Raw genomic sequence first — 3,254 nt, 5'->3', positions numbered from 1 at the left:
GTGTCCGACTCGCTGGAGATGGCCCGTTTCGGCCGCGACCACGCTGCACAAACCCTGGTCGTGGCCGGCGTGCGCTTCATGGGTGAGACGGCCAAGATCCTCAGCCCCGAGAAGCGTGTGCTGATGCCCGACCTGGACGCCACCTGCTCGCTGGACCTGGGCTGCCCCGAGGACGAATTCGCCGCCTTCYGCGACGCCCACCCGGACCGCCAGGTCGTCGTCTACGCCAACACCAGCGCCGCCGTGAAGGCCCGTGCCGACTGGATGGTGACCAGCTCCTGCGCGCTGGAGATCGTGGCCGACCTGCATGCCAAGGGCCAGAAGATCCTCTGGGCGCCGGACCGGCATCTGGGCCGCTACATCCAGGAAGAGACCGGCGCCGACATGCTGATGTGGAACGGCGCCTGCATCGTCCACGACGAGTTCAAGGGGCTGGAGCTGGAACTGCTGCGCGAGCAGCACCCGGGTGCACTGATCCTGGTCCACCCCGAATCACCCAAGAGCGTCGTCGAGCAAGCCGACGTCGTCGGTTCGACCTCGGCCCTGATCAAGGCGGTCGTCGAAGGCACTGCACCGGCCTATATCGTCGCCACCGACAACGGCATCCTGCACCGCATGCGCCAGCTGGCGCCGGGCAAGCTGCTGATTGAGGCGCCCACGGCCGGCAACAGCGCCACGTGCAAGAGCTGCGCCCACTGCCCCTGGATGGCGATGAACGGCCTGGCCAACCTGGTCGACTGCCTGGAGAGCGGCCAACCTCAAATCCATGTCGACGAGGCTGTCCGCGTGAAGGCTCAACGCTGCATCACACGCATGCTGGATTTCGTCTCGGCGAGAAAGACTGCCGCTGCCGGTATGACCCCGGGTATCGGCGCCGCCTGATGGGGCTATAAATCGGCATTCACCGTCCTTGACGAGGCCCGCCATGAATGCCGACTTCAGCTCCCTCTACAACCACCATGAGCGCGAGGTCTTCGGCGCGGTCATGGACTCGTCCACCGACTACCCCGACATCGCGGCCAGCAACGATCTGCTCTGCGATGTCTGCTGCGTGGCCCTGAACCGCCTGCCCCCGCGCTACATCCGCCATGAGGTGGACTTCAGCTTCTACCTGACCGAGCACGAACGCCTGGAGATCGACAACGCGATCGTCGAGGCGGTGAGCTATGCGTTCAACTTTGTGCAGGCGCGTACGGCGCTGCGGTCACGCAAATAGGCCGAGTCGGGCAGGAATGGAAAAGGCCCGCCTCTCACGAGGCGGGCCTTTCACAAGATTCCTTGAGGGAATCACTCCGTTGTAGATGGTCGGGGCGGCGGGATTCGAACTCGCGACCCTCTGCTCCCAAAGCAGATGCGCTACCAGGCTGCGCTACGCCCCGAACAAGCCTGCCATTCTAGCTCACAGGAACGAAGCGCCCCGTTCCGCTGATCAAAGCGGCTCTAACGGGCTCGCCCGGCTGCAGCATTTGCACTGCCGCGACATAGCCGCGCATCTGCTCCAGATAGGCCGGCTCGCGCTCCGGCGTGGCGCCGAGCTTGTAGTCCAGCACCCACCAGCAGCCATCGCGGCGCTGCACGAGGCGGTCGATGCGCTGGTCGTCGTCGCCCTGTCCCACCGCGACTTCGTTGCCGGCCCAGATCAGCTCGGCCGGGTCGAAGAAGGGCCGGCAGTCGGGGCTGGCCAGGATGGCCTGGGCCGCCTGGGCGAGTTGCTCGCGTGACTTGGCGTCCAGGCCGAAGGCCTGCGAGGCAGATGCCATCAGCGCCACCAGCGCCTGCGTCTGGCCACTTGCCGAGGCCCACTCCAGCACGCGGTGCAAGGCCTCGCCCACGCGGGCCAGGCGGTCGTCACGGGCCGTGCCATCACGTGCAGCCACTGCCGCTGGAGGCTGCCAGCTTGGCAGCGGCGCAATGGCTGGCGGCGCGGTGTTGGCCCGGCCGCCCGGTGTCATCGCAAGGGGCCAGCGGCGGGCCAGCGGTTGCAGCCGGTCCCACCAGCTGGTGGCCTGGCTGCGGCTCGGCGTGTGGCTGAGCACCACCGCACGCCGCGCCCGCGTCAGGGCAACGTACAGGCCGTTCAGCTCTTCGCGTTCACGCTCGGCACGCTCCTCGTCAACCAATGCCTGCAATGACGGCGGCGGCCTGGCTTCGGAGGCGAGGAAGGCCGCGCGCCGCGGCGCCGGCTGGCCCACCGGCCAGTCCAGCAGCAGGCCCAGCGTTTCGGCCTTGGGCGGCGCGGCGTCGGCATCGAGCAAAAAGACGACCTCGGCCTCCAGGCCCTTGGCGCCATGGATGGTCAGCAGTTGCACCGCGTCCGGCGCAGCAGCCGGCACGAACTTGATAGGCCGGCTCTTCAGCGCGCGCACGAAGCCGTAGAGCTGGGCATAGCGGCCGCCATCCAGGTCGAGCGCGGCACGCAGCAGCGCCTGCACGCTCTGCAGTCGCACGGCTGCATCTGCAGCGGGCACAGCCGCCGCGATGCGCATGAGCAGCTCGCCCTCGTGGACGATGCGGTCCAGCAGCTCGTGCGGCGTGCGCTGGCGCGCCTGCTCGGCCCAGCAGCGCAGCAGCCCTTGAGCGCGCGCCAGCGCCGGGCTGGGTGCGGCCAGGCCTTGCAACGCGGCCCACCAGGAGCGTCGCTCGGCGGGCGCATGGCCCAGCCACTGCGCTGTACCAGCGGCTTCGGCCAGCGTCAGCAGGTCGGTCTCATCGACGCCGAACAGCGGGCTGCGCAGCGCGCGGGCCAGCGACAGGTCGTGCCCTGGCGAGGCCAGCACGTCCAGCAACGCCAGCAGGTCGGCCACGTCGGGCAGCCCGGCCAGCGGCTGCTCCTCGGGCGCCGCATGCGGCACGCCGGCGGCGGTCAGCGCCTCGCTGAGCTGGCGCAGCGGGTCGCGCTTGCGGGCCAGCACGAAGAGGTCGCCCGGCTTGAGTTCAGGCCGGGCCTGCAGCAGCCCGACGATGGCCCCGCAGACGCGCTCGCATTCCGGCGCACGGCGGCTGATCTCCGCCTCGCGGCGGGGCTCGGTCAGGCTGGGGCGCCAGCGCAGCGGGTCAACGTCCGCCTGGGCGGGCGACGCCATGACCTCGGCGTCGAGGGCCCACAAGCCGGCCAGGTCGTCCACTTCGGCCACCTCGGTCGTGTGCACGCGAAAGCCTTGGTAGGCGCCGGCTCGCTGGGCGCTGTCGAAAGTGGCGTTCACGGCGGCCAGCACCTCGGGCGCGTTGCGCCGCGTGTGGTCGCAGGCCAGGCG

3 protein-coding genes and 1 tRNA gene are annotated in these 3,254 nt (G+C 69.6%); 2 read left to right on the top strand and 2 right to left on the bottom strand.

From position 1 onward, the window contains the following. Both nadA and AC1DU6_RS24610 read left to right on the top strand, forming a co-directional pair. On the top strand, positions 1 to 882 hold an 882-nt coding region (gene nadA / locus AC1DU6_RS24615; RefSeq protein WP_477860282.1), incomplete at its 5' end, for a quinolinate synthase NadA. Positions 883 to 925: 43 nt separating this feature from the next. Continuing rightward, a complete protein-coding gene (locus tag AC1DU6_RS24610) occupies positions 926 to 1,216 on the top strand; it encodes a late competence development ComFB family protein (protein WP_056195496.1) in 291 nt (96 codons plus the stop codon). Between the two features lie 86 nt (positions 1,217 to 1,302). Here the strand turns inward: AC1DU6_RS24610 and AC1DU6_RS24605 are convergent. Together AC1DU6_RS24605 and AC1DU6_RS24600 are read right to left on the bottom strand one after the other, a co-directional pair. Then, a tRNA-Pro gene (locus tag AC1DU6_RS24605) sits at positions 1,303 to 1,379 on the bottom strand. 15 nt (positions 1,380 to 1,394) lie between these two features. Beyond that, the coding region (locus AC1DU6_RS24600) for a 3'-5' exonuclease (protein WP_477860280.1) at positions 1,395 to 3,254 on the bottom strand (1,860 nt) is incomplete at its 5' end.

The organism is Roseateles sp. P5_B10 (genome assembly GCF_056400485.1).
Note: the sequence above shows the minus strand (reverse complement) of the source record. Positions and strands in the feature narration are given on the sequence as shown.